We start from the raw sequence: 24,363 nt of genomic DNA, 5'->3' as shown, positions 1-24,363 counted from the left end.
CCACAGGAGTCCGGTTTTTGGCACGAATTGCGCATTGTTGGCGGAAAAAATCATTTATTCCTTATGATTCATGAAATTAACCGAATCCGGCCTGCGTCAGTTTTTTTATAAAATTTCAGCGCCATTTTTCTCGGCCTTATGCCTTATTAACGGACTTTTCTCAAAATTGTTTTTCATTCGACTCTCTCCCTGGCTCGACGCCCTCCCCTTGCCTCATCCTGCGGTTTAACATATCTCACTGATTATGTTATTTTATTTACCACTTTATTGCGGCAACCAAGGGCAGACCATGAGCAAGGCAAGAATCGGTATCGTCACCGTCAGCGATCGCGCCAGTGCAGGCATCTACGAAGATCTCTCCGGCAAGGCCATCATCGACACCCTGAACGCCTACCTGACCTCGGAATGGGAGCCTGTCTATCAGGTGATCCCCGACGAGCAGGATCAGATTGAGGCGACCCTGGTTCGGCTGGTGGACGATGAGCAGTGCTGCCTTGTCGTTACCACGGGGGGCACCGGGCCGGCCAGGCGGGATGTGACCCCGGAGGCCACCGAGGCGGTGTGCGATCGCATGATGCCGGGCTTTGGCGAGCTGATGCGGGCCGAGTCCCTCAAGTTCGTGCCGACCGCCATCCTGTCGCGCCAGACCGCCGGCCTGCGCGGCAGCTCGCTCATCGTCAACCTGCCGGGCAAGCCCAAATCGATCCGCGAGTGCCTGGATGCAGTCTTCCCCGCCATTCCCTACTGCATCGACCTGATGGAAGGGCCCTATCTCGAGTGCGACGAGGCCATCATCAAACCGTTCCGCCCGAAGAAATAAGCACTGGGCGGGGATTTCCCCCGCCCTTTGCTCATTTGCGCCCGTACACCTTGACCCCCGCCCTGCTCCCTTCCGAATTGCCGTACACCTCGATGCGCTTGATGCAGAGTCGGCTGCCGAGGGATTGCCACCCCGACTCCTGATCCTCTCTCAACACCTTGTCGAAATAGAGGGTCTTGCTGCGATCGTTGCCGTAGAACACCTTGACCCGCTCCAGGGTCAACTCCCGCCCTGCCTTGACCATGATGGATTTGGTCGGCCGGCAGGCGAGCATGGGAATGATGGCGGGATGATCGCCGACCCCGAGCAGAATGGTCTGCCCCAAGCGGATATCCTCGTCGGCCATGGCGGGGGGAACAGCAGCCCCCAGCAACGCCATGGGTACGCAGATGCGCAACGCGCGGGCAAGAGTGGACAAGGAGTAAAGGGAAAACAGCGCTGACATGATGCCTCCTGAAAAAAGGAGTCATGATAAGGGCCCGATGCCAGACCCAAGCTGTACTGGCCCTGTACCAGGGGCCATGGCAATGGCCGGAGGCCGTGTGGGTAACGGGGGCCTGGGCCCCCGTTACCCCTGCCGGACGCGCTAACCGCCCCACATGGCCGACAGCCGCGACTCCATGGCCTCTTCCTGCCCATCCGGCAGCTCGGTGAAGAAGTCGAGTCCGGTCTGCTCCCCCACCTCATCCACCGTCACCACATAGTCCGCCAGCCGACTGGCCGAGACGTTCTCTTGCGGCAGGATGAAGGCGATGGCCCGCTTGCCCGCCAGATCCATCACCACCCGGTAGTAGGCGTGGGGCACGGTCACGCCGTTGCCGATGGCGCCATCGGAGTGGGTGAAGATGGGGCCGGTGATCACCTGCACGCTCTTGTAGGTGATGGCCCACTGCCGGGTCTTCTCCTCCAGGATGCGCCAGGCCCCCTGGTTGAGCGCCGGCAGTTGCGGGGTCATGTTGGTGAGCAGGAAGCTCTGCTTCATGGTGTTGGCGGTGGAGCGCATGTCCGCCGCCGGTGCCTGGTGGCCGCGGTCATAGCCCGAGCCCTTGTAGTCCGACAGGGTGGCGCGAAACTGCACCGGCACCTCCTTGTCCTCGGCGAAGGCATCCTTGCGCGGCACCTGGCCCTGGGCGCTGGCGGCAGTCATCCGGTAAGAGACCCAGTCAGAGACCTTGGTGTCGTAGTTGTACCCGGCGGCATAGCCCTCCCGGCACAACAGCTGACTGGATTGACCGGGTACCCCCAGGGTGACGTGCTCCCCGCACTGGAATCCCGCCGCCAGGCTCGGGAAGGTGGTGAGAGTGAATCCGATAGCCAGAACTAATTTATTGATATTATTCATTATTATGCCACTCCTTGTGTTAGGCGGAGTGATTTGACACCAGGTCGGATGAGTAAGGAAATCGCACAAATAGCGAGCAATCCGGAAATGTGAAGAGGACGGCAAAACCGCAAACAAGACGCCGCCAACCGGGGGATTGTCATCCCGCCGTCACTGTGCTGAGGGGGGAATTTCTCCAGCACTATCAGAGGGATAAGGGGTCAACACCGAGGCACTCTGTCAGCACAGCGCCCGGCTCCCACCACGCACGCCCCTGGCCGGGTCAGGGAATATCGAAAAAATCCCAACGAAATAAGGGATCCTCAAGCCCGATAATTAGTCCGCGCTTGTTTGCTCGAGATCAAACGGAGCCATGAAAAGCCCTCTAGAATCAGCCCGTCAGCTATTTGGGGCACCATGAAAGGGGGCCGTTCATGGCGAAAATGCCCGCAGGATTTCTCCTTCATGAATAAGCGGGCCCCGTTGCCGGAATACATCATGGCGCCGCCTCATGCCACGCTTCAAATAACGATGACGACAGACCTTTCATAACAATTAATCCAGTCTGGCACCGCGTACCCTGCGTTTCCAACGATGCCATTGACGAGGCCTTCCTGCCGGAAGGCCAGGAATGGCCGTGCTTTTCAATCAGGATAAGGATGCATGATGAAAAAGTCCCTGCTGGCTGGCGCCCTGCTGCTCTGCCCTGCCGCCTTTGCCGCCACCACACACTGGGAATACAGCGGCGAGGCCGGCCCGGCGAAATGGGCCAGCCTGACCCCGGAATATGGCCAGTGTGCCGGCAGCAACCAGTCGCCGGTCAACCTCTCGGGTCTGGTGAAGGCCGATCTGGCCCCCCTGCAGTTCCACTATCAGGCGGGTGGCAAGACGCTGGTCAACAACGGCCACACGGTGCAGGTCAACTATGCCCCCGGCAGCACCCTTGAGCTCGACGGCATGCGCTTCGAGCTCAAGCAGTTCCACTTCCACGCCCCCAGCGAAAACCTCATCGAAGGCAGGTCCTACCCCCTGGAGGGTCACCTGGTCCACGCCAACGCCAAGGGGGAGCTGGCGGTGGTCGCCGTGATGTTCGAACCGGGCCGGGCCAATGCCGCCCTGAGCCAGGCCTGGCAGGCGCTGCCAGCCAAGGCGGGGGAGAGTCACGAGCTCAAGGAAGGGGTCTCGGCAGAGGCACTGCTGCCCGCCAAGCGGGACTACTACCGCTTCAGCGGGTCACTGACCACCCCGCCCTGCTCGGAAGGGGTGCGCTGGCTGGTGATGAAGGAGCCGGTGCAGGTCAGTCAGGCCCAGATCGATGCCTTCAAGGCGTTGATGCACCACCCCAACAACCGCCCCGTGCAGCCCCTCAACGGGCGACTGGTACTGCAGTAATCGGGCAGCCGATCTGACAATGAAAAGAGGGCCTGTCGGCCCTCTTTTGCATTTATCACAATACCTACAGGCTGGCGGCAATCTTTGCCCCCAGGGCGGCGTTGTTCAGTACCAGCTGGATGTTGGCCGCCAGGGAGTTGCCGCCGGTCAGCTCGCACACCCGGGCCAGCAGGAAGGGGGTGGATTCCTTGCCCTTGACCCCCTGCTCGTCCGCTTCCCGCAGCGCCTGCTTGATGGCCGCGTCGATGTCCGCCTTCGGCATCGCAAACTGGGCCGGGATGGGGTTCGCCACCACGGCACCTCCCGCCAGCCCCAGCTCCCACTTCAGGCGCAGCGCCTCGGCGATGGCCGCCGGGGTGTCGAGGCGGTAATCCACCTTGAAGCCGCTCTCCCGGGTATAGAAGGCGGGCAGCTCCTCGGTCTGGTAGCCGATGACCGGCACCCCCTGGGTCTCCAGGTACTCCAGGGTCAGGCCGATGTCGAGGATCGACTTGGCACCGGCGCAGACCACGGCCACCGGGGTCTGGGCAAATTCCTGCAGGTCAGCCGAGATGTCGAAGGTCTCCTGGGCGCCGCGATGCACGCCGCCGATGCCGCCGGTGGCAAACACCCGGATCCCGGCCATGGCGGCCACTATCATGGTGGAGGCCACCGTGGTGGCCCCCATCCCCTTGTTCGCCAGCACGAAGGGGATGTCACGGCGGCTGCACTTGATGGCGGCGTGGCCGGCCTTGCCCAGCGCCTCCAGGGCCCCCGCATCCAGGCCCACCTTGAGGCGGCCGTCGATGATGGCGATGGTGGCCGGCACGGCGCCGTTGTCCCGCACCACCTGCTCCACCTGGCGCGCCGTCTCCACGTTCTGCGGATAGGGCATGCCGTGGGAGATGATGGTGGACTCCAGGGCAACGACGGGTTTGCCGGCGGCAAGAGCTTCGGCGACGACCGGTTGGATATCGAGGTAAGCGTTCAACATGGGTACTCCTCCAGCATGCGTTCAACGGCGGCCTTGGATAGGCCGGAAAAGACGGTATCGGAACAATTGACGGTGAGGGCGGCGCAGCCGAGGGCGAACCGGGTCGTCTCGACGATGTCCTGCTCCTGCAACCAGGCGTGGGCCAGCCCTGCCATGAAGGCATCGCCGCCGCCGGTCACGTTGACGACCGGGCTGCCGAGCACGGGCAGATGGCCCTGGCACGCCCCGTCGCTGTAGAAGATCCCCTGATCGCCGAGGCTCAGGAAGAGCCGCTGCACCCCAGCGCGGTGGAACCAGGCCGCCGCCATGGGCCAGGTGTCGGGCCCGGCGATGGTGAAGCCACACAGTTGCTCGGCTTCCGTGCGGTTCGGTTTCAGGGTGTGGATGCGGTGCAGCCAGGGGCGGATCTTCTCCACCTTGGCCACAGAGACGGTGTCCACGAAGATGATGTGCTCCCCCTGGCGCTCGAACAGCCAGTCCAGGGTGTGGGTGGCGAGGTTGGTGTCCAGCACCCAGAGCCGGGCCGCGCCGAGGAAGCCGCTCAAGGGGGCAAGCCGGGCCGGGGTGAGCTGCTCGATGATCCCCATGTCGTTGACGGCGCAGCTCATCTCGCCGCTGCCATCGTGCAGGCTGAGGTAGCAGGAGGTCGATTGACCCTCCAGTACCAGTACCTGGCGCACGTCGACCCCGGCGCGCTGGCTCACCTCCAGCAGGTGGTGGCCGTATTGATCGTTGCCCACCGCAGTCAACAGCCGGGTGTCGGTACCAAGGCGCGCCAGGTTCTCGGCGATGTTGCGCCCTACCCCACCGGCGGAGGTGCGTACCCGGCCCGGGTTGGAATCCCCGATGCGCAGGTTGTCGTGGCTGCAGCCGCAGATATCCATGTTGGCGCCGCCTATCACCACGGCGTAGGGGCCTTCGCGCAGCACATAGCCGCGCCCCTGCACATAGCCCTGGCGCATCAGGCTGGAGATGTGGCTCGCCAGCGCGGAGCGGCTGATGCCGAGCCTGTCCGCCAGTTCCTGCTGGGCAATCATGGGATCCTGGCGCAGCAGGGCGAGGATCTCTTGTTCACGTTCCGTCATAGACAAACATCCAGTTGCAAACGTTTGTCCATTATTTCCGAAAAACGTTTTCCCGCCATCCTCTCGTGCAAGAAATGTCGGGTCGCGCACAAAAAATCACCGGGCAAGCCCGGTGATAGAAAAACGGTTTCAGATGGAGCCACTCACCCCAGCTGTACCCAGACCTCGCTCCCCTCCAGTCGCACCGGCCAGCAGGCGACGCTCAGGGCAGGATCGTCCAGACAGCGACCGTCCATCAGGGCGTAGCGCTGCTTGTAAAGGGGCGAGGCGACCACGGGCTCCCCACCGGCATCCCCCACCAGACCACGCCCCAGCACCGCCACGCCGGCCAGGGGATCCACCCCGTCCAGGGCATAGACATGCTCCCCGAGGCGAAACAGCGCCAGCACCCGCCCCTCCAGCCAGGCGCTGCGCCCGGCCTGCTCCGGCAGCGCCGCCAGCTCGCATACCCTATGCCAGGCTCCAAGTTCTGACTGTAAGGTCTCTTCTTTTATGTCGCTCATACCACCTCCTTGATAGCGATATCCGGCACCCATTGCCCCCGCTCCTCACGGCGCGGCGGCGTCTCGTCCTCGGGCCGGTTGACGAAGGCCTCGAACAGCTTGAGCTTGTCCGGATCCGCCAATGTGCTCTTCCACTCGCACTGCCAGGTGCCGACTATCCCCTCCATCATGGCCTCCAGCTCGGCACCGATGCCGAGCCTGTCCTCGATGATCACCGACTTTAGGTAGTCGAGCCCCCCTTCCATGTTCTCCATCCAGACCGAGGTACGTTGCAGTCTGTCCCCGGTGCGCACGTAGAACATCAGCAGCCGGTCGATGTAGCGGATCAGGGTCTGCTCGTCGAGATCCGTGGCAAAGAGGTCGGCGTGGCGCGGCCGCATGCCGCCGTTACCACACACATAGAGGTTCCAGCCCCGCTCGGTGGCGATGACGCCGATGTCCTTGCTCTGGGCCTCGGCGCACTCCCGGGTGCAGCCGGAGACCGCAAACTTCAGCTTGTGTGGCGCCCGCAGTCCCTTGTAGCGGTGCTCCAGGGTCTGGGTCAGGGTCATGGAGTCCTGTACCCCGTAACGACACCAGGTGGAGCCCACGCAGGACTTCACGGTGCGCACCGACTTGCCGTAGGCCTGACCGGTCTCGAAGCCCGCCGCCACCAGCTCACCCCAGATGGCGGGCAGCTGGTCGACCCGGGCGCCGAAGAGATCGATGCGCTGGCCGCCGGTGATCTTGGTGTAGAGGCCGTACTTGCGCGCCACTTCGCCGATGGTGATGAGCCCCTCCGGGGTGATCTCCCCCCCCGGGATGCGCGGCACCACCGAATAGGTGCCGTCCTTTTGCAGGTTCGCAAGGAAGGCGTCGTTGGTATCCTGCAACGCGCGGTGGGGCTTCTCCAGCACGTGCTCGTTCCAGAGGGACGCCAGGATGGAGGCCACCGTCGGCTTGCAGATGTCGCACCCCAACCCCTGGCCGTGCTTGTCCCGCAGCGCCTCGAAGCTCTTCAGCTCGCCCACCCGGGCCAGGTGATAGAGCTCCTGACGGCCGTAGGCGAAGTGCTCGCACAACCCCTTGTCCGCCTCGACGCCAAGGTCTGCCAGGGTCTGATCCACTACCTGCTTGAGCAGGTTGCTGCAACCGCCGCAACCCGTGCCGGCCTTGGTGCAGCTCTTCACCGCCGACAGCTCGTGATTGCCCGCCCGAACGGCGGCTACCACGTCCCCCTTGCTGACGTTGTGGCAGGAGCAGAGGATGGCGCTGTCCGGCAGCACCAGGGGCGCGGGAGCGGCCCCTGCCTCCCCCACCAGCAGGGAGAGCGGCGGCTGGGGCAGCGCCACCCCGTTCTGGTAGTACTGCAGCAGCCGCTCATAATCGGCCCCGTCCCCCACCAGGATGGCGCCGAGCAGGCGATTGCCCTCGCCGTCGGTCACCAGCTTCTTGTAGATGCCGTTGACCCTGTCCAGCAGCAGCAACTCCTGGGCGCCGGCGGTGTTGGCGTGGGCATCGCCGATGGAGCCCACGTCCACCCCCATCAGCTTGAGCTTGGTGGACATGTCGGCCCCGATAAAGCGGGTCTCGCCGCCGCACAGACTGGCCACTGCGGCCCGGGCCATCTGGTAGCCGGGAGCCACCAGGCCGAAGATGCGCCCCTGCCAGAGCGCGCACTCGCCGATGGCGAGGATGGCGGGATCCGAACTGTGGCAGCCGTCGTCGATGCAGATGCCGCCGCGCTCCCCGACCTCCAGCCCGGATTGCCGGGCCAGGGTGTCGGCGGGGCGGATCCCCGCCGAGAACAGCAGCACGTCGGTCTCAATGTGGGAACCGTCCTTGAAACGCAGGCGATGACGGGCCTGCTCCCCCTGCTCGATGCACTCGGTGGCTTTCTCCACCAGCACCTCGACCCCGAGGGCCTGGATCTTGTCCCGCAGCACGGCGCCGCCGCTCTCGTCGAGCTGCACCGGCATCAGCCTGGGGGCGAACTCCACCACCTGGGTCTTGAGGCCGAGCAAGCGCAGGGCGTTGGCCGCCTCCAGCCCCAGCAGGCCGCCACCGATGACCACGCCGCTGCGGGCCTGGGCGCAGGCATCGCGAATGGCGGCGAGATCTCCCAGGGTACGGTAGACGAAGCACCCCTCTCGCTGATGACCGGGGATGGGGGGCACGAAGGGGACCGAGCCGGTCGCCAGCACCAGACGGTCGTAAGGGAACTGCTCGCCGTTGGCCAGCGTCAGGGTGCGGGCCGCCCGGTCGAGCACCTCCACCTCGGCCCCCAGTCGCAGCGCAATGCCGCTCTCCTCATACCAGGCGGGATCCGCCATGCGCAGGGCCTGGGGCGCCTTGCCGCCGAATACCTCGGACAGATGCACCCTGTCGTAGGCGGGGTCAGGCTCGGCGCCAAACACCGTCACCTCAAACCGCTCGAGGCCGCCCGCCGCCACCAGCTGTTCGACGAAGTGATGGCCCACCATGCCGTTACCCACCACCAGCAGCCGTTGCTTGTCGGCCGTGTCGGCGGAACCACTGTTCTGGCGACCGAGCAGGCCCATGCCGTCCTCTGCCACCCACTGTTGCTCTTTGTCTGTCATGTCTCTCTTCCTTGAATCCGGCGGGCTCAGGCGCGCAGCTTGCTGCGCACCTGCCCGGCTGCCTTGAGGGGGGTCACCTTGCGTTGCTTCTCGTAGAGGAAGCGCAGCACCTGCTGACGCAGCTTGTGGTAGTGGGGATCGTCCGCCAGGGCGACCCTGTCTCTGGGCCTTGGCAGGTCGACGGTCAGGATCTCCCCGACGGTGGCGCTGGGGCCATTGGTCATCATGACGATGCGATCGGAGAGCAGCACCGCCTCGTCCACGTCGTGGGTGATCATGATGACGGTGTTGCCAAGCTCCGCCTGGATCGCCATCAGAGCATCCTGCAGATGGGCCCGGGTCAGGGCATCGAGGGCGCCGAACGGCTCGTCCATCAGCAGCACCTTGGGGGAGAGCGAGAGGGCGCGGGCAATGCCGACCCGCTGCTTCATCCCCCCCGACAGCTCGTGGGGCATCTTCTGGCTGGCGTGATCCATCTGCACCAGGGAGAGGTAGTAGTCCACCCGCTCCGCCACCGCCCGCTTGTCAGACTCCACCTGGGCCACCGCCAGCGCCACGTTCTGCTGGACGCTGAGCCAGGGCAGCAGGGCGTGGTTCTGGAACACCATGGCCCGCTCGGGCCCCGGCCCCGCCACCTCGCGGCCATCGAGAATGATGCCACCCAGGGTCGGCTCCAGCAGCCCGGCCACCAGGTTGAGGACGGTGCTCTTGCCGCAGCCCGAGTGACCGATGAGGGAGACGAACTCCCCCTTCTCGATGCGCAAGTTGACCCGGCTCAAGGCCTCGAAGCTGCCCTGCTCCGTCTCGAACGAGATGCCGACGTCGCTTATCTCCAGATAACTCTTCATTGGCTCTTCTCCTGCCTGAATAGAAATGTGATTAACGCAGCACCTGGCGCTTGTCCCAGGACAACCACTGCTGCAGGGCCAGCATGCCCCTGTCCAGGGCGCAGCCGATGAGGCCTATGGTGATCACCGCCACCATGATGCGGGCCAGAGACGCAGAGCCGCCGCTCTGGAACTCGTCCCACACGAACTTGCCGAGCCCCGGGTTCTGGGCCAGCATCTCCGCCGCGATCAGCACCATCCAGGCCACCCCCAGGGAGAGCCGCAGCCCGGTGAAGATCATGGGCAGGGCCCCGGGCAGCACGATGCGCCGCACATGGGTCACAAAGGAGAGGCGCAGCACTCGGCTGACGTTGTGCAGATCCCCATCCAGCCCCGCCACCCCCACCGCCGTGTTGATCAGGGTCGGCCAGAGGGAGCAGAGGGTCACCGTCAGGGCCGAGGTGAGGAAGGACTTGGCAAGCCAGGGGGCGGGGTTTGCATACAGAGCGCTCACCACTAGCGTGATGAGGGGCAGCCAGGCCAGGGGGGAGACCGGCTTGAGCAGCTGGATCACCGGGTTGGCGGCGCGATAGAGCCCCTGATTCATGCCGAGCAGCACCCCGCACGGAATGGCGATCAGAGTCGCCAGCGCGAAGCCGCACAGCACGGTGAGCAGGCTGGTGGCTATCTGATCGAAGAAGGTGGGGCGTCCTGTGTAGGGACGCAGCTTCACCTCAGCCGCCGGATCCGCCGCCAGTCGCTCGGCGTTGCGCACCTGCTGGCGTTCGAGGAAGGCCGCCGCCTTCTCCCGCTCCTGCAGATGCTCCTGCCCGAGGGACCAGAGCTGGCTGGCAGTGGCGAGCGGCCCCGGCAGGGTGCCCAGACTGGTCTGCACCTGGCTCGCCCCCCACTGCCAGAGGCCGAGGAAGAGCAGCACGCCGAGCAGGGGCTGCACCATGATTTTCCAGTTGATGGCTTTTAAATGGATGAGGGGCCATGCGTGTCGTTTCATCGGGATCTCCTTGCTCATTGCACCCGCTCATCGCCCTTGAGGCCGATGGCGAACTGTTGCAGGTAGGCGTTGGGGTGGCGGCCGTCATAGATGAGGCCGTCGATGAAGCCATCCTGGGGGCCGCGATAGCCCTGCTCGCTGGCAAAGTCGGGGAAGTCACTGGCCTTGAGCTTGCCCTCGGCGATGAGGGCCTCGGCGGCCTGGCGATAGACATCCGGTTGATAGACGGCCTTGGCCACCTGCTCGAACCAGGCGTCCGGTCTGGCTTCGGGGATCTGGCCCCAGCGCCGCATCTGGGTCAGATACCAGATGGCGTCGGAGTAGTAGGGATAGGTGGCGTGATGGCGGAAGAAGACGTTGAAATCCGGCACCTGGCGCTTGTCTCCCCTGGCATACTCGAAGGTGCCCGTCATGGAGCTGGCGATCACCTGCTCGTCCGCCCCCACGTACTCGGGTTTGGCCAGCAGCTTGGCCGCCGCGCGCCGGTTGCCGTTGTCGTCTGCATCCAGCCACCAGGCCGCCCGCAGCAGCGCCTTCACCAGCCGCACATGGGTGTTGGGGTGACGTTCGGCCCACTGCCGGGTGACACCGAACACCTTCTCCGGGTTGTTGCGCCAGATCTCGTTATCCGTGATGACGGGCACCCCTATGCCCCTGGCGACCGCCTGCTGGTTCCAGGGCTCCCCCACGCTGTAGCCGGCGATGGTGCCCGCCTCCAGGGTGGCGGGCATCTGGGGGGGCGGCGTCACCGACAGCAGCACGTCCGCCTGGCGCTGGCCCGAGTTGTCCCCAAGCTTGGGTGCATAGAAACCGGGGTGCAGGCCACCTGCCGCCAGCCAGTACCTCAGCTCGTAGTTGTGGGGGGAGACGGGGAAGACCATCCCCATGTTGAAGGGCTTGCCCCCCTGGCGATACTCCGCCACCACGGGCTTGAGGGCGGCGGCGCTCACCGGGGGCGGCACCTGGCCCGTCTGCGGCCTGGGCAACTGGGGCGCCATGGCAGCCCAGACGCTGTTGGCCACCGTGATGGCGTTGCCGTTGAGATCCATGGCAAAGGCCGTCACCAGCTCGGCCTGGGTGCCGATACCGATGTGGGCCGCCAGGGGCTGGCCCGCCAGCATCTGGGCACCGTCCAGCTCGCCGTCTATCACCCTATCCAGCAGGATCTTCCAGTTCGCCTGGGCTTCGAGGGTGACGTAGAGTCCCTCATCCTCGAAATAGCCACGCTCGTAGGCCACCGCCAGCGGCGCCATGTCGGTCAGCTTGATGAAGCCGAGCCTCAGCTCCTCCTGCTCCGGTGCCCCCAGCGCCAGCGCCGGCAGCGACAGCGCCGCCAGCAGCAGCCCCGCACATCCTTGTCGTCCGTTCATTGCATCTCCTCCCTCGGTTCCGGGTCAGGGCCATGGCGCCAGGCTGCCTGGAATCGCAGTGCCACCTCGTTGCAGCGCTGCGACCCAAGGTGCGTCGCGACCAAAAAAAAGCCCCGCCGATCCGGGATCAGCGGGGCTTCTTTGCCCTGTTGCGGGTGAGTGGCCTGACCGGCCCCTCACTGCGCATCGTTACTTCATTGCTATCGTGTTTTTGTTATTCACTTTCCGTGCCAGCTCGTCCAGGGTGCATCAGGCGGCCCTTTGCGGCCTGTGGTGCCCTGATCCTCCCTCAAATTTGCCTCAATTAGGCGCAGTTGCACCAAAACGGTTGGCCACGGGAGCGCTCAGGCGGGCAAAGCCTGCAGCAGTTGCCGCGCCAGCTCCCCCAGGCTCAGGTGACGGCTCATGGCGGTGCTGCGCATCAGGCGATAGGCCTCGTCCTCGTCCAGCCCCTGATGGCGCATCAGGCGTCCCTTGGCCTGCTCGATGAGCCGCCTATCCTCCAGCTTCTGGCGCAGCTCGCTCTCGGTCTGCATCAGGGCCTGCACCATGGCGAGCTGACTGCGGGCCAGGCGCAGCCACTGCTCCACCGGCTCACGCTCGCCGCAAGGGTGGGGCACCAGCAACACCCCCTGCTGCAACAGGGCGAGCTGGGTATCGCCCCCCAGCCGCTCGCAGAACAAGAGCCGCGGCATGTCGGGCCAAAGGGAGAGGCCAAGACGTACCTCGGCGCTGAACTGGCGGCAACTGACGAGCAGGGCATCCCCCCTCTGCGTCGGCGTCAGCAACTGGCGGGTATCGAGGATCCCGGTCTGATGGCCGTAGTGACTGACCAGCAGGGCCAGGCGGTTCGCCTGGCCCGGGTCATCGGCGTGGATCAACAGCCGGGAAGCGGGGCCGTCCTGGCCCCGGGTGGAAAAAGTGGTCATGGCGCTCCTTGCCGGCAACGATCGCGTTCTGTCTGGCGAAAATGCCGCAACATGAAGGCCAACTCTTTGAATCTACCTCCTTTTTATCTATCAGGAGGTAGTGGGGGTAGAGGGAGAATCGCCCCTCAGGCGACCCGTTCCAGGGCCTCCGTCAGCAGTCCCTGCAGCTCGGCGCGCAGCCGCACCACCTCCCCCATGATGATCAGCACCGGGCTCTGGCCCAGCAGGGCACGGGCGGCCTGCTCCAGGCCATCGAGCGTGGCCTCGTGCACCTGTTGGCGGGGGCTGCAGCCAGCCACCACCAGGGCCACCGGCAGCGCGCCCGGGGCCCCCGCCCTCAACATCCCTTCCCGAATGCGGGCCGCCCGCTCCAGCCCCATGTAGAACACCAGGGTGTGGCCCGCCCGGGTCAGCCCGTGCCAACCCTGATAGTCGCGCTCGTCCATCAGGTGTCCCGTCACCAGGGTCAGGGAGCGGGCCAGCCCCCTGTGGGTCAGGGGAATGAAGCTGCTGGCGGCGCACCCCAGGGCCGCCGTGATCCCCGGCACCAGCTCGGCCTCGATGCCGTGCCGGGCCAGGTGCAGCGCCTCCTCGCCGCCGCGCCCGAACACCAGGGGATCCCCTCCCTTGAGGCGCACCACCCGCTTGCCCGTGCGGGCCAGGGCCAGCAGCAGGGCGTTGATCTCCTCCTGGGTCGGGCTCGGCTCACCGCAGCGCTTGCCCACGTCGAAGCGGGCCGCCCCGTGGGGAATGCGGGCCAGGATCTCGCTCCCCACCAAGCGGTCATAGACCACGACCTCTGCCGCCTCCAGACGGTGCAGGGCGCGCAGGGTCAACAATTCGAGGGGCCCGGGGCCCGCTCCCACCAGACTGATTTGGCTCATCTCAGGCTCCTTGTGTCCTGGCACCGCACTAAGCGGATGCCAGGAAAACATGTTTGATCAACAGCTTGTCGATTTCGGGCAGACAGGTGCCGCAGTTGCTGCCACAGCCGAGCAGGGCCTGCAGCCCCGCCAGCTCGCTCACCCCCTGCCGGGTGATGGCATCGACGATGCGCTGCTCCGATACCCGCAGGCAGGAGCAGACCAGCCGGCTCTCCCCGGCCAGGGCCTGGCTCAGGGTCTGGCTCAGGGCCCCCGCCTGGAGCGGCGTGCCGAGCAGACTGGCCAGCAGGTCGACCTTGATGTCCGGGCGCCGCACCCCCACCAGCAGGATCCCCTCGATACGATCTCCGGCCAGGGCCACGGCCAGCCACCCCTCCTTCATGGGCAGCCTGAGCCAGTGCCCCTCGGCCCCCAGCCGTTGCCACAGGCTCTCTGTGCTCTCTGACCAGGAGGCCAGCAGGGTGCAGTTCCCCTCGGGCAGGGGACGCCTGGCCCACCAGTCCACCGGCTCGCGCCACTCACCACGGCCACACCAGATCCCTTGCCAGCGGGTGGGCTGCGCCCTGGCCTGCACACGCCCCTGTTTGAACATGGGCTGGCCCGAGAGGGGATCCACCACGGGGGCGATGAGGCGGTTGACCGCCCCCTGGCTGCACTGGCTGTCGGTCCAGTGCATGGGCAGAAAGGCCTCCCCCTCCCTGAGCCCCTCATCCAGCCCCACCAGCAGCAGCGCCTCACCGAGCCCGTTGCAAAGGCGCACCAGATCCCCCTCCTTCACGCCAAGCGCCAGCAGGCTGGCGGCCCCCATTCGCACCCTGGGCCAGGGCTCGGCCTCCTGCAACCGGGGCACGTGGCCGGTGCGGGTCATGGTGTGCCACTGATCCCGCAGGCGGCCACTGTTGAGGAGCAGGGAGACAGCCCCTGCAAGCGGGGGCGTTTCTGGCTGCTCGGGGAAGCGCTGGGCCAGGGGCAGAAGGCGGGCCCGGCCATCCGGGGTGGCAAAGCGCCCATCCTCGAACAGGCGATCCCGCCCACGGGGCCAGTCGGCGTTGACGGGCCAGCTCAAGGGTTCCAACGCCTCGAATTCGGCACGGGTGAGACCCGCCAGCCCGGAGATGTCGAACTGGCGGGATCCGTCGTTCTCAAACCCGGAGAGGGCGGCATGCTCGCAGAAGATCTCGTGCTCGTGCTCATAGGCGAACCCCTCGCCAAAGCCGAGCCGGCGGGCGAGCCGGGTCAGGGCCCACCAGTCTGGCCTGGCCTCCCCCGGCAGGGGCAGGAAGGCGCGCTGGCGGCTGATGGTGCGCTCGGAGTTGGTGACGGTGCCGCTCTTCTCCCCCCAGGCGGCGGCAGGCAACAGCAGGTGGGCGAGGCGCGCCGTGTCGGTGTTGGCGGTCACCTCGGAGACCACCAGCAGCTCGCAGCGGCTCAGGGCCTCGCGCACCCGGTTGCCGTCCGGCAGGGAGACGGCCGGGTTGGTGCCGAGCACCCAGAGCGCGCGGATCTCCCCCCGGTGCACCGCCTCGAACAGCTCGACGGCCTTGTGCCCCGGCCCGCGCACCATGGTCGGGCTTCCCCAGAAGCGCTGTACCCGATCGCACTCGGCCTCGCCAAAGCCCATGTGGGCGGCGAGCTGGGTTGCAAGCCCCCCCACCTCACGTCCTCCCATGGCGTTGGGTTGCCCCGTCATGGAGAAGGGAGCCGCCCCCGGCTTGCCGATGCGACCGCACATCAGGTGGGCGTTGATGATGGCGTTGGCCTTGTCTACCCCCTGGTTGGACTGGTTGATCCCCTGGCAGAACAGGGTGACGGTCTTGGGGGTGCGGGCAAAGAGCTGGTAGAAACCGAGCAGATCGCTGCGGGAGAGGCCGCAGCTGCGGGCCACCTCGTCCAGTTGCCAGGCCGGATCGTCCAGCGCCCCCGCCAACGCCTCGAAGCCGCTCACGTGCTGCGCCACATAGGCCTTGTCCCAGCCATCTACATCGAGCAGGTAGCGGCACAGGCCGTTCCAGAGCGTCACGTCGCTGCCGGGTTTGAGTGCCAGATGCAGATCCCCCTGCTCCACCGTCATGGTGCGGCGGGGATCCAGCACCACCAGCCTGAGCTCGGGGCGCCGCGCCCTGGCCTGCTGCAGGCGGCGAAACAGCACGGGATGGGTCCAGGCGGTGTTGGCACCGGTGAGCACCACCAGATCGGCGAGCTCGAGATCCTCGTAGCAGGCGGGCACCAGATCCTCCCCGAAGGCGCGCTGGTGGGCCACCACCGCCGACGACATGCAGAGCCGGGAGTTTGTGTCCACGTTGGCACTGCCCAGGTACCCCTTCATCAGCTTGTTGGCGACGTAGTAATCCTCGGTGGTCAGCTGGCCCGACAGATAGATGCCGATGGCATCCGGCCCGGACTCGGCCAGGATGGCGGCAAAACGCTCCGCCAGGGTGTCCAGGGCCTCCTCCCAGCCGATGCGCTGCCCCATCCAGCGCGGATAGAGCAGGCGATCGGGAAAGGCCAGGCTCTCCAGCAGGCTGGCTCCCTTGACGCACAGGGCGCCGCCATTGGCCGGATGCTGCTCATCCCCCTGCAACTGCCAGTTGTCGCCCTCCCGGCTCAGCCGGATGCCGCACCCCACTCCGCAATAGGCACAGGTGGTCTTCATTCCCTTGCTCCTTGTCATGTGTCTGACGAGGGGCCCATAAAAAAAGCGTCCGCCCCCCTGCGGGGACGGACGCCTTTGTCCGGATGCCTCATCGTCTTGTATGGGGAAGTGACTGCAAACCCCGCGCCAGGATGCAAGGGGCGCCGCCATTGCGCATCAGGGTGTCGGGCTGCGCCGCCACGGTGCAGCCGCCCCCTTGTTGGGCCCGCCTTGCGGGAATCCGCCCCGCACGCTGGGCAAGGGGCCCACCGGGGGTATAATGCGCCGCCACACAGGAGAGAGAGATGAAAGTGTCAGATGAAGGCGCTGCCGGGCAGCACCGGGCAGATGCCCGGGAGAGAGGGGACTATTGCGCCATCGGGTTGGTCAATCCCAAATCCCCGGAGAACGTGGGCGCCGTGATGCGGGCCGCCGGCTGCTACGGGGCGGACGAGGTCTACTACACGGGGCAGCGCTTCGAGCTGGCACGCCGTTTTGTCACCGACACCAAGCAGATGGTGGAGAAGATCCCCCTGCTCGGGGTCGAGGAGCTGCTGGACTTCGTGCCCGAGGGCTGCACCCCAGTGCTGGTGGATTTGATCGAGGGGGCCACGCCCCTGCCGGATTACGTGCACCCCGAAAGAGCCTTCTACATCTTCGGCCCGGAGGATGGCACCCTGGAACCCTCCCGCTTCGCGGCGGTGAAGGAGGTCATCTATGTGCCGACTCAGGGTTGCATGAACCTGGCCGCCTCGGTCAACGTCATCCTCTATGACCGGTTGGCCAAGACGCTCAGCGCCAAAGGCTGAGGCAGAACAAGCGGGGCCCGATGACGGCATCAGGCCCGACAGCTAGGGCAGTGGCTTGTTCGCCCGCACCACCTGCTCCCTGAGAAAGTCCTGGTAGTAGTCGTAGAGCTTGTTCTGCCGATAGATCTCCGCCAGCTTGCCCTGCCTTATCAGGGTACGCATGCCGGGATCCCAGAGCCCGTGCAACTGCCTGCCCTTCGGGGTATCGGCGAAGATGGGGTAGGTCGGGATCCAGCGCAGGAATACCTGTACCAGCTCGGGGGGAAGGGAGCCTTCGGGGTAGAGGGCGCCGTCGGTCAGGTAGTAGCGGTAACGCCCCTTGATCAGCAGTTGCAGCGCCATCTCGTGGCTGTCTATCTCGAACCAGCGCATCGGCTCCGGGATGAACTTGTCAAAGGCCCACCCCCTCAGCCAGAGCACCTCCTGCTCCTTGAGGCTGTGCTCCCCTGCCCAGTGCGGCAGCCAGCGCTTTTGCATCACCACGCTCACGTAGTCCGCCGAGTCGGGGTAGTCGGGCTGATGGACCCCGGGCACCTCTCCCCGATAGACCCCCATCGCCATGCCCCCCTCCTTTTTCGACACCACCGCCAGTGCCCGTTTGTAAGGCACCATGTGAAGCTTCACCTCGTGCCCCAGGGGTTCATAGATGGCTCGAACCACATCCAGATAGACCCCCTTGCCGTCCCGGTGACAGAAGCCGGGCCAGTCGTCGCAATAGACGTGTATGGTGTCTGCCCGCACGAACGAGGTGATCAGCAGGCAACAGAACAGAAAAAGACGAACCATGAATATCCTCAGTGATATGGCACTCGGCAGATGCTCACCGCCGGACGGCCCGTTCAGGCATACAGATAGCATAGAAAAACAGAGTCCCGGCCGACATTTTCCCCATTTTGCGAGCGGGTCGAGGGTTATTGTCGCCCCACAGCGTATCATGGCAAACAAGATTCATTAGTAGCCCAACTTGAGGGGAGATTCTCATGCCAACCATCAAATCCCTGCTCTGCCCCGTCGATTTCTCCGAGATGTCCAGAGCGGTACTCGACTACGCCGTCTTCATGGCCAACACCCACCAGGCCGAGCTCAAACTGGTCCACGTGGTGGATCAGCTGCACGGCTTCGACAGCTACAAGATCCTGCACATGACGGCCATCGAGATCACCCACGAGATGGAGCGCCAGGCCAAGAGTCAGCTCAAGGAACTGGTCGCCTGCCTGCCCATTACGGCCAAGTTCGAGGTTCGTTTTGGCCGCGCCGCCGATGAAATCGTCCTCCAGGCGAAGGAAGACAAGGTGGATCTCGTGGTCATGGGCAGCCATGGCCGCTCCGGCATCACCCACCTGCTGGTGGGCAGCGTGGCGGAATCCGTGGTGCGCCACGCCCCCTGCCCTGTGCTGGTGGTCCGCAAATAATCCCCGCCTGATGCGCCAAGGCCAGCATATGCTGGCCTTTTTGCTGTTTATTGCCATGAGATGCTCATCGCAGCAGACTCGCCGGCAGGGTCTCAGCCATGGGCATAGATGACGCTCCCTCCCTTGATGGTGTCGATGATCGCCCTGGACTGCTCCCTTGGCAGGGCCGGGCATCCCCAGCTGCGCCCCAGCTTGTCAAACTTCTGCAGATGCCTGGGGCTGGCATAATCCGCCCCGTGCACCACGATGGCGCGCTTGCGGGCATTGCTGTTCTTGCCGGGACTGAGGCCGTCGAGACGCAGGGAGTAACCATGCTTGCCCTGATAGGTCTCGGCGGTGCGGTAGACCCCGAGGGAACTTTGCCGGGAATTCATCTGATTCGAGAACTGGCGGGCGGCCAGCTCCCCCGAATTGCGGCCGTGGCTGACCCAGGTGTGGTAGAGCAGCTTGTGGCGCTTGACGTCGATGACGAACAGCCGGCGCATGGTCGAGGGCTTGCTGTAGTCGATGATGGTGAGAATGGGTTTTCGCTTGTGGCGCACGCTCTGGTAACCGTCCAGGGCCTTGCGAAACACGCGGCTGTCGAGCTTGCCGGCCAGGCCGAGCTGACGATAGAGATCCTGGTCCCAGCTGGCGTGGCTGGCGCCGCTGAAACAGAGCGCCCCCAGCAGCAGTGGCAGGCTCAGCCAGAGGCTGCCCCACCACGCACTCCTATCCCATCCCTTCATCCTTGAAGTTGCTCCCCTTGCTGTCGCTGGCCTGATGCCCCGGGTGACACCGCATCCTGCTGGATAGTTATATGCAAGCCATTGATTGCGAGCAATAAAAAAGCACAAAAATGCCGACCTGAGTCGGCATTGTCCTGCTTGCTGAGCGTGCCTGGATCAGGCACGGCTGAGATAATCCGCCTGCCCCACCCACTTGTAGCTGGTGAGTTCGGTCAGCCCCATGGGGCCACGGGCGTGAAGCATCTGGGTCGAGACCGCCACCTCGGCCCCGAGGCCAAACTGGCCGCCGTCGGTGAAGCGGGTGGAGGCGTTGACATAGACCGCCGCCGAACCGGCCCCGTTGACGAAACGCTCGGCATTGGCGAGGGAGTTGGTCAGGATGGCATCGGAGTGGCCGGCGTTGTGCTCGCGCATATGGGCGAGCGCCTCGTTGACGTCCGCCACCACCTTGACCCCCAGGGTCAACCCCAGCCACTCGGTGTCGAAATCTTCCGGCCCCGCGTCGCACAGGTTGTCGCTGCCAGCCAGCAGCGCCATGGCATTGGGCGCTCCCACCAGGGTCACCTTGCGCTCGTTCATCAGAGCCACCAGTTGCGGCAGCAAGGTGGCCGCCAGCTTCTCGTGTACCAGCAGGGTATCGAGGGCATTGCAGGCGGAGGGGCGCTGGACCTTGGCGTTCTCGATGACCGCCAGGGAACGCGCCAGATCGGCGCTCTCGTCCACGAAGATGTGGCTGATACCGAACCCGCCGATGATGACGGGGATGGAACTGTTCTCCTTACACATCTTGTGAAGACCCGCGCCGCCGCGAGGGATGATCATGTCCACGTAACGGTCAAGGCGCAGCAACTCGGCCACCAGCGCCCTGTCCGGGTTGTCGATGTACTGCACCGCCGCCTCGGGCAGACCGGACGCCGCCAGGGCATGCTGGATCACCCGCACCAACTCCAGGTTGGAGTGGAAGGTCTCGCGACCGCCGCGCAGAATGCTGGCGTTGCCGGTCTTGAGGCAGAGGCTGGCGATGTCGATGGTGACATTGGGGCGCGCCTCGTAGATGACGCCGATGACACCGATGGGCACCCGGCGACGGGAGAGGCGCAGGCCATTCTCCAGCACCCGGCTGTCGATTTCGGCCCCGACCGGATCGTCTAGGGTGATCACCTTGCGCACATCCGCCACTATGCCGGCAAGGCGCGCCGGGTTGAGCAGCAGGCGATCCAGCATGGCTTCCGTGAGCCCCGCCTCGCGCCCGGCGGCGATGTCTTTCTCGTTGGCCGCCAGGATCTGGGCACTGCGTGCTTCCAGTTCATCGGCGATGGCCGCCAGCGCCCGGTTCTTCTGTGCCGTGCTGACGGTGGCCAGTTGATAGGCGGCTTCACGGGCCGCCTGCCCCATTTTCTCCAGACTCATCACAGTTCCCTTTTGTTCATGCGGTGCCGCCCTGTTCAGAGCAGCACCATGTCATCACGGTGGATGGCCACGGCCCCATAGCCGTAACCCAATACCTGTTCAATCTGATCCGAGTGGACCCCCCGCAGCCGATCCAGCTCCAGATGGTCGTAACGGCAGATACCGCGAGCCAGCTCGCTCCCCTTGGGATCCAGGATACGCACCACGTCGCCACGCACGAAATCTCCTTTCACCGCGACGATGCCCTTGGGCAGCAGGCTGGAGCCCTTCTCCTGCATGGCGGCCACGGCCCCCTGATCCACCTGCACTTCACCGTGGGGAGGGGGCCCTGCCAGGATCCAGCTCTTGCGCCCTTCCAGGGGGGATGCCAGGGCCGGGAACAGGGTCCCCACCCGCTCCCCGGCGGCGAGTCGGCCGATCACTTCCGGGATCTGGCCGGTGGCGATCACCACGTCCACCCCGGCCCGGCGCGCCACGTCGGCCGCCTGCAACTTGGTGGCCATGCCACCGGTGCCAAGGCCGCTCACGCTGTCACCGGCAAGGGAGCGCAGGGTGTCGTCTATGGTCTGCACCTCTTCGATGAGCTGGGCATCCGGGTTGGTGCGCGGGTCGGCGGTGAAGAGCCCCTTCTGATCCGTGAGCAGGATCAGCAAGTCAGCATCCGCCAGGATGGCGGCACGGGCGGAGAGGTTGTCGTTGTCCCCCACCTTGATCTCGGCGGTGGCCACGGCGTCGTTCTCGTTGATGACGGGGATGATGCGGTGATCGAGCAGAGTGCGCAGGGTGTCGCGGGCATTGAGGTAGCGCTCCCTGTCTTCCAGGTCGGCGCGGGTCAGCAGCATCTGGCCGATGTGCAGCCCGTAGAGGTTGAACAGGTCCTGCCATACCCGGATGAGCTGGGTCTGACCCACCGCCGCCAGCATCTGTTTGTTCGGCAGGGTAGGCGCCAGCGGAGGGTGGCCCAGATGCTCACGACCGGCGGCGATGGCCCCCGACGTGACCAGTACGACACGGTGCCCGTGTCGATGCAAGGCGGCACATTGTCTGACCAGCTCGACCATGTGGGCACGGTTGAGGCGGGCAGATCCCCCGGTGAGCACGCTGGTGCCCAGTTTGACGACTATGGTTCTGTTTTCCATGGGAACGAAGGGTTAGAAAAGTAAGGAATCCCTTTATACCCACGGCCCCCCTGCCCTGCAAGGCAATTAAGCCTCGCCAGGCAGTTGCGGGCTCGGTGACAAAGCATCGGGGTACCCCGCACCGGGAAGATGCGGGGCTTGGGGATCAGGCTGCCGTCACGCTCAGTTCGGCAGTCACCTGCTTCGCGGGGGATAGGGTGCACTCCAGCTGGGTCAGCTTGCCGCTAATGAGCTTGTAGAAATGTTGCAGGGTGCGTTCCACTTCCGCCTGATGCTTCTTGGGCAGCGCCTTGTCGATCCACTCCCCGTCCGCGTTGTAGAACCCCGTCTGATAGTGGTAGCTGAAGCTGTGATCCGCCTGCTCCAGCACCAGCCACCAGCCCCAGAACTCCCGCTTGTCCGGAGCAGGCTTGGCGCTGACACAGACGGACAGGCAGTCAAAGCGGTAGCGGCCCTCCTCGCACAGGTCTTCACGCAAATAGGGGCCAATGGCCGCGAACTGCCGCAGCAATCGCTTGTAAGTCACTCTTTCTGACATGCTAACCTCCCTGTTGAACAAGCCATACCATCACATGGTGATGTTACATTTTTAGTTTTATATCATGTACATAAGTGCTTTTTGAGCCAATCTACCGTCTCTTTCAGTGCCTCGTCATAGACCTCGAGCAGTGGCTGCTTGTCAAACACCACCGCCTTGCCGTTGCGACTCGCAGCGGCCAATGCCCGGACATCCTGCTCGGGACAAATAAAATCTTTCTTGTGCCCGATACTCAATATCGGCACGGAAGTGCGACTCCCCAGCAATCCCTGGGTCTTGAGGGAGAAGACCTGACACTTGGTGCGCAGCAGATCCCACTGGGCCGCGTCCGCCCCCAGCCGGTTCGCCAGCCCGTCGCGCATCATGCGCGGGCAGCGGGCGAACATCTCCTGATTGGTGAACACCTGGTTGATGCCGGCACCGATGCAGACCACGGTCCTAAGCTTGAACGGCTCGACGAAGGCGAGACGGGCCGCCACATTGCCGGCGAGGCGGAACCCCACCATGGCGATGCGCTGGTGATCGACCCAGGCCACCTCCGAGAGGTAGCCCAGCACCGCCTGGTGCAGGCGGCTGGTGTCCTGCACCAGGGGCCAGTGCTCGGCATAGCCGGTGCCCGGCATGTCCAGGGAGAGCATCCCGATGCCATGGGGCTCGAGACACTTGAAATAGAAGTTGAGGAAGTCCACCTGAAGCGAATCGATGCCACCGCTGACGATGACCAGGGGCACAGGTTTCTCGGTGGTGGGCAGATGCAGGTAGCCCTGGATGGTCTTGCCCCGAAACGGGACCTGCAACTCCTTGAGGGGCACCTTGAACAGGCGTCCTGCCTCGCGATAGGCCATGTTGCCGAGTAACTGGGCCTGATCCGCCAGCTCGTCGTGCTTGAGGTGGGGGTAGCTTGCGATGGAGTAGTAGCGCACTGCCTTGAGCAGGCTCTTCAGCGCCGCGGCGCGATCCCCTTCCCCAAGCAGCGTCCGCCCCGTATTGAAATAACGGCCGGCGAGCTGACTCCACTCATAGACCCAGTTGCCGGGCACATAGCCCTTGATGGTGTCCAGATAGCGTTCGTGACTGCGCTCCCCCTGCCCCATGGCGATGTGCGCCAGGGTCTGCTCCACCTCGACGGGATCGGCCCCCTGCCAGGCCCAGGTCGGTCTGCGCAGCAGGCGATACCAGCGGGGCGACAGGGCGCCATCGATGAAGCTGTCAGACAGTGCGCTGTCTTGCTCGTCGACGGGGCTCGAGTTGGAGACTTCGGAAGTTTCCAATACCTTTTTGACCCGGGTAAACAGCTTTTCCGTCAGATTGGTATCGTCGTTTGGTTCCAAAATGGTGGCTCTTCTGTCTCAAACAATGTCCCATCTTAACCACTTTTCACATCGAGCAGCCACACCAGATACGCATTGAGCCCCAAAAGGGGCTCAATGTGGTCAACCTTGCATCACGACGGATCAGTCCGCTCCCGAATGCCGGGGAGTCACTGGTCGCGACCGGTGGGGCGATTACGCTTCGTCGCAGATCGGCTTGGCGAACTCCAGCGCCATGTCCCAGGGCTGTTCAATCCAGGTGTCCTGCGGAATGGCGACTTCGAAGTCATCCACCAGGGGTTCGCCCATGGGCTTGGCGAAGATGGTGATGAACTTGGCTCTGGGGTAGAGCTCGCGGATCGCCTTGGCGGTGCCGCCGGTGTCCACCAGATCGTCCACCACCAGCCAGCCTTCACCGTCACCTGCGGTGGTGGCAGCCTTCACCACCGCTAGCTCGCGCTGGTTGTCGTGGTCATAGCTGGAGATGCAGAGGGTTTCGACATTGCGAATGCCAAGTTCGCGGGCCATCAGGGCCGCAGGCACCAGACCACCGCGGCTGACGGCGATGATCCCTTTCCACTGGCTGACAGGCAGTTGACGACGGGCCAGACGGCGCGCTTCGCGTTGCAGGTTATCCCACGATACATAGAATTTCTTAGGCATAGTAATTGGCTCAACGACTTACAGTTA

23 protein-coding genes are annotated in these 24,363 nt (G+C 64.7%); 4 read left to right on the top strand and 19 right to left on the bottom strand.

The genetic code is table 11. The annotated features are described in order from the left end of the window. Positions 1-289 precede the first annotated feature (289 nt). Positions 290-820 carry a molybdopterin adenylyltransferase gene (mog, locus tag C2U37_RS12425; protein ID WP_041212474.1) on the top strand — a complete coding sequence of 177 codons (531 nt, stop codon included), beginning with the start codon at positions 290-292 and terminating at the stop codon, positions 818-820. A gap of 31 nt (positions 821-851) precedes the next feature. Here mog and C2U37_RS12420 read toward each other — a convergent pair whose 3' ends face one another. Continuing rightward, on the bottom strand, positions 852-1,199 hold the full coding sequence (locus tag C2U37_RS12420; protein ID WP_029314779.1) for a DUF2541 family protein: 348 nt from the start codon (positions 1,197-1,199) through the stop codon (positions 852-854). Between the two features lie 207 nt (positions 1,200-1,406). Continuing rightward, positions 1,407-2,162 (bottom strand): DNA/RNA non-specific endonuclease, encoded by a 756-nt coding sequence (locus C2U37_RS12415; protein ID WP_104452411.1) that lies wholly within the window; start codon positions 2,160-2,162, stop codon positions 1,407-1,409. A 645-nt stretch (positions 2,163-2,807) separates the two neighbouring features. Here C2U37_RS12415 and C2U37_RS12410 point away from each other — a divergent pair. Then, complete coding sequence (locus C2U37_RS12410; RefSeq protein ID WP_104452410.1) at positions 2,808-3,533, top strand: carbonic anhydrase; 726 nt, start codon at positions 2,808-2,810, stop codon at positions 3,531-3,533. Between the two features lie 64 nt (positions 3,534-3,597). Here the strand turns inward: C2U37_RS12410 and C2U37_RS12405 are convergent, their stop codons facing one another. From C2U37_RS12405 to C2U37_RS12360, 10 genes are all read right to left on the bottom strand, one after another. Beyond that, entirely contained in the window at positions 3,598-4,506 is a 909-nt protein-coding gene (locus C2U37_RS12405) for a pseudouridine-5'-phosphate glycosidase (RefSeq protein WP_103858114.1), read from the bottom strand. Continuing rightward, on the bottom strand, positions 4,500-5,591 hold the full coding sequence (locus C2U37_RS12400; RefSeq protein WP_103858113.1) for a PfkB family carbohydrate kinase: 1,092 nt from the start codon (positions 5,589-5,591) through the stop codon (positions 4,500-4,502). Before C2U37_RS12400 ends, C2U37_RS12405 begins: the two co-directional genes overlap by 7 nt. 143 nt (positions 5,592-5,734) lie before the next feature. Then, the gene (nirD, locus tag C2U37_RS12395) at positions 5,735-6,094 is read right to left on the bottom strand and encodes a nitrite reductase small subunit NirD (RefSeq protein WP_104452409.1); all 360 of its coding nucleotides are present in this window, start codon (positions 6,092-6,094) and stop codon (positions 5,735-5,737) included. Continuing rightward, the gene (gene nirB, locus C2U37_RS12390; RefSeq protein WP_104452408.1) at positions 6,091-8,673 is read right to left on the bottom strand and encodes a nitrite reductase large subunit NirB; all 2,583 of its coding nucleotides are present in this window, start codon (positions 8,671-8,673) and stop codon (positions 6,091-6,093) included. The genes nirD and nirB overlap by 4 nt, the downstream gene beginning before the upstream one ends. Positions 8,674-8,699: 26 nt before the next feature. Next, entirely contained in the window at positions 8,700-9,521 is an 822-nt protein-coding gene (locus tag C2U37_RS12385) for an ABC transporter ATP-binding protein (protein ID WP_010675449.1), read from the bottom strand. Positions 9,522-9,552: 31 nt separating this feature from the next. Beyond that, entirely contained in the window at positions 9,553-10,512 is a 960-nt protein-coding gene (locus tag C2U37_RS12380) for an ABC transporter permease (protein ID WP_104452407.1), read from the bottom strand. A gap of 14 nt (positions 10,513-10,526) precedes the next feature. Next, entirely contained in the window at positions 10,527-11,882 is a 1,356-nt protein-coding gene (locus C2U37_RS12375; RefSeq protein WP_233768386.1) for a CmpA/NrtA family ABC transporter substrate-binding protein, read from the bottom strand. 344 nt (positions 11,883-12,226) lie between these two features. Continuing rightward, positions 12,227-12,811 carry an ANTAR domain-containing response regulator gene (locus tag C2U37_RS12370; RefSeq protein WP_104452406.1) on the bottom strand — a complete coding sequence of 195 codons (585 nt, stop codon included), beginning with the start codon at positions 12,809-12,811 and terminating at the stop codon, positions 12,227-12,229. 125 nt (positions 12,812-12,936) lie between these two features. After that, positions 12,937-13,695: a uroporphyrinogen-III C-methyltransferase gene (cobA, locus tag C2U37_RS12365; protein WP_104452405.1), complete on the bottom strand. Its 759-nt coding sequence runs from the start codon at positions 13,693-13,695 to the stop codon at positions 12,937-12,939. Between the two features lie 28 nt (positions 13,696-13,723). Then, complete coding sequence (locus C2U37_RS12360; protein ID WP_104452404.1) at positions 13,724-16,348, bottom strand: nitrate reductase; 2,625 nt, start codon at positions 16,346-16,348, stop codon at positions 13,724-13,726. Positions 16,349-16,632: 284 nt separating this feature from the next. On the opposite strand from C2U37_RS12360, the gene C2U37_RS12355 reads away from it, so the two are divergent. Continuing rightward, entirely contained in the window at positions 16,633-17,136 is a 504-nt protein-coding gene (locus C2U37_RS12355) for an RNA methyltransferase (protein WP_104452403.1), read from the top strand. A 42-nt stretch (positions 17,137-17,178) separates the two neighbouring features. Here C2U37_RS12355 and C2U37_RS12350 read toward each other — a convergent pair whose 3' ends face one another. Further along, positions 17,179-17,922 carry a hypothetical protein gene (locus C2U37_RS12350; protein WP_104452402.1) on the bottom strand — a complete coding sequence of 248 codons (744 nt, stop codon included), beginning with the start codon at positions 17,920-17,922 and terminating at the stop codon, positions 17,179-17,181. A gap of 194 nt (positions 17,923-18,116) precedes the next feature. On the opposite strand from C2U37_RS12350, the gene C2U37_RS12345 reads away from it, so the two are divergent. Further along, positions 18,117-18,548, top strand: a complete 432-nt coding sequence (locus C2U37_RS12345) for a universal stress protein (protein ID WP_104452401.1) — start codon at positions 18,117-18,119, stop codon at positions 18,546-18,548. Positions 18,549-18,640: 92 nt separating this feature from the next. On the opposite strand, the gene C2U37_RS12340 is transcribed toward C2U37_RS12345, so the two are convergent. The 6 genes from C2U37_RS12340 to gpt form a co-directional block, all read right to left on the bottom strand. After that, entirely contained in the window at positions 18,641-19,276 is a 636-nt protein-coding gene (locus tag C2U37_RS12340) for a murein L,D-transpeptidase catalytic domain family protein (protein WP_104452400.1), read from the bottom strand. 156 nt (positions 19,277-19,432) lie between these two features. Then, the gene (locus C2U37_RS12335) at positions 19,433-20,686 is read right to left on the bottom strand and encodes a glutamate-5-semialdehyde dehydrogenase (protein ID WP_104452399.1); all 1,254 of its coding nucleotides are present in this window, start codon (positions 20,684-20,686) and stop codon (positions 19,433-19,435) included. Positions 20,687-20,721: 35 nt separating this feature from the next. After that, on the bottom strand, positions 20,722-21,825 hold the full coding sequence (proB, locus tag C2U37_RS12330; protein ID WP_010675460.1) for a glutamate 5-kinase: 1,104 nt from the start codon (positions 21,823-21,825) through the stop codon (positions 20,722-20,724). 145 nt (positions 21,826-21,970) lie between these two features. Then, a complete protein-coding gene (gene crl / locus C2U37_RS12325) occupies positions 21,971-22,363 on the bottom strand; it encodes a sigma factor-binding protein Crl (protein ID WP_039040346.1) in 393 nt (130 codons plus the stop codon). A 62-nt stretch (positions 22,364-22,425) separates the two neighbouring features. Beyond that, positions 22,426-23,694 carry an esterase FrsA gene (frsA, locus tag C2U37_RS12320; RefSeq protein ID WP_104452398.1) on the bottom strand — a complete coding sequence of 423 codons (1,269 nt, stop codon included), beginning with the start codon at positions 23,692-23,694 and terminating at the stop codon, positions 22,426-22,428. A 174-nt stretch (positions 23,695-23,868) separates the two neighbouring features. Next, a complete protein-coding gene (gene gpt, locus C2U37_RS12315; RefSeq protein ID WP_010675463.1) occupies positions 23,869-24,336 on the bottom strand; it encodes a xanthine phosphoribosyltransferase in 468 nt (155 codons plus the stop codon). Between the last annotated feature and the right edge of the window lie 27 nt (positions 24,337-24,363).

It is taken from the genome of Aeromonas sp. ASNIH1 (assembly GCF_002934285.1).
In the GTDB taxonomy this organism is placed as follows: Bacteria; Pseudomonadota; Gammaproteobacteria; order Enterobacterales; family Aeromonadaceae; genus Aeromonas; species Aeromonas caviae.
The sequence above is the reverse complement of the archived record's forward strand: the minus strand, read 5'-3'. Positions and strand labels throughout refer to the sequence as shown.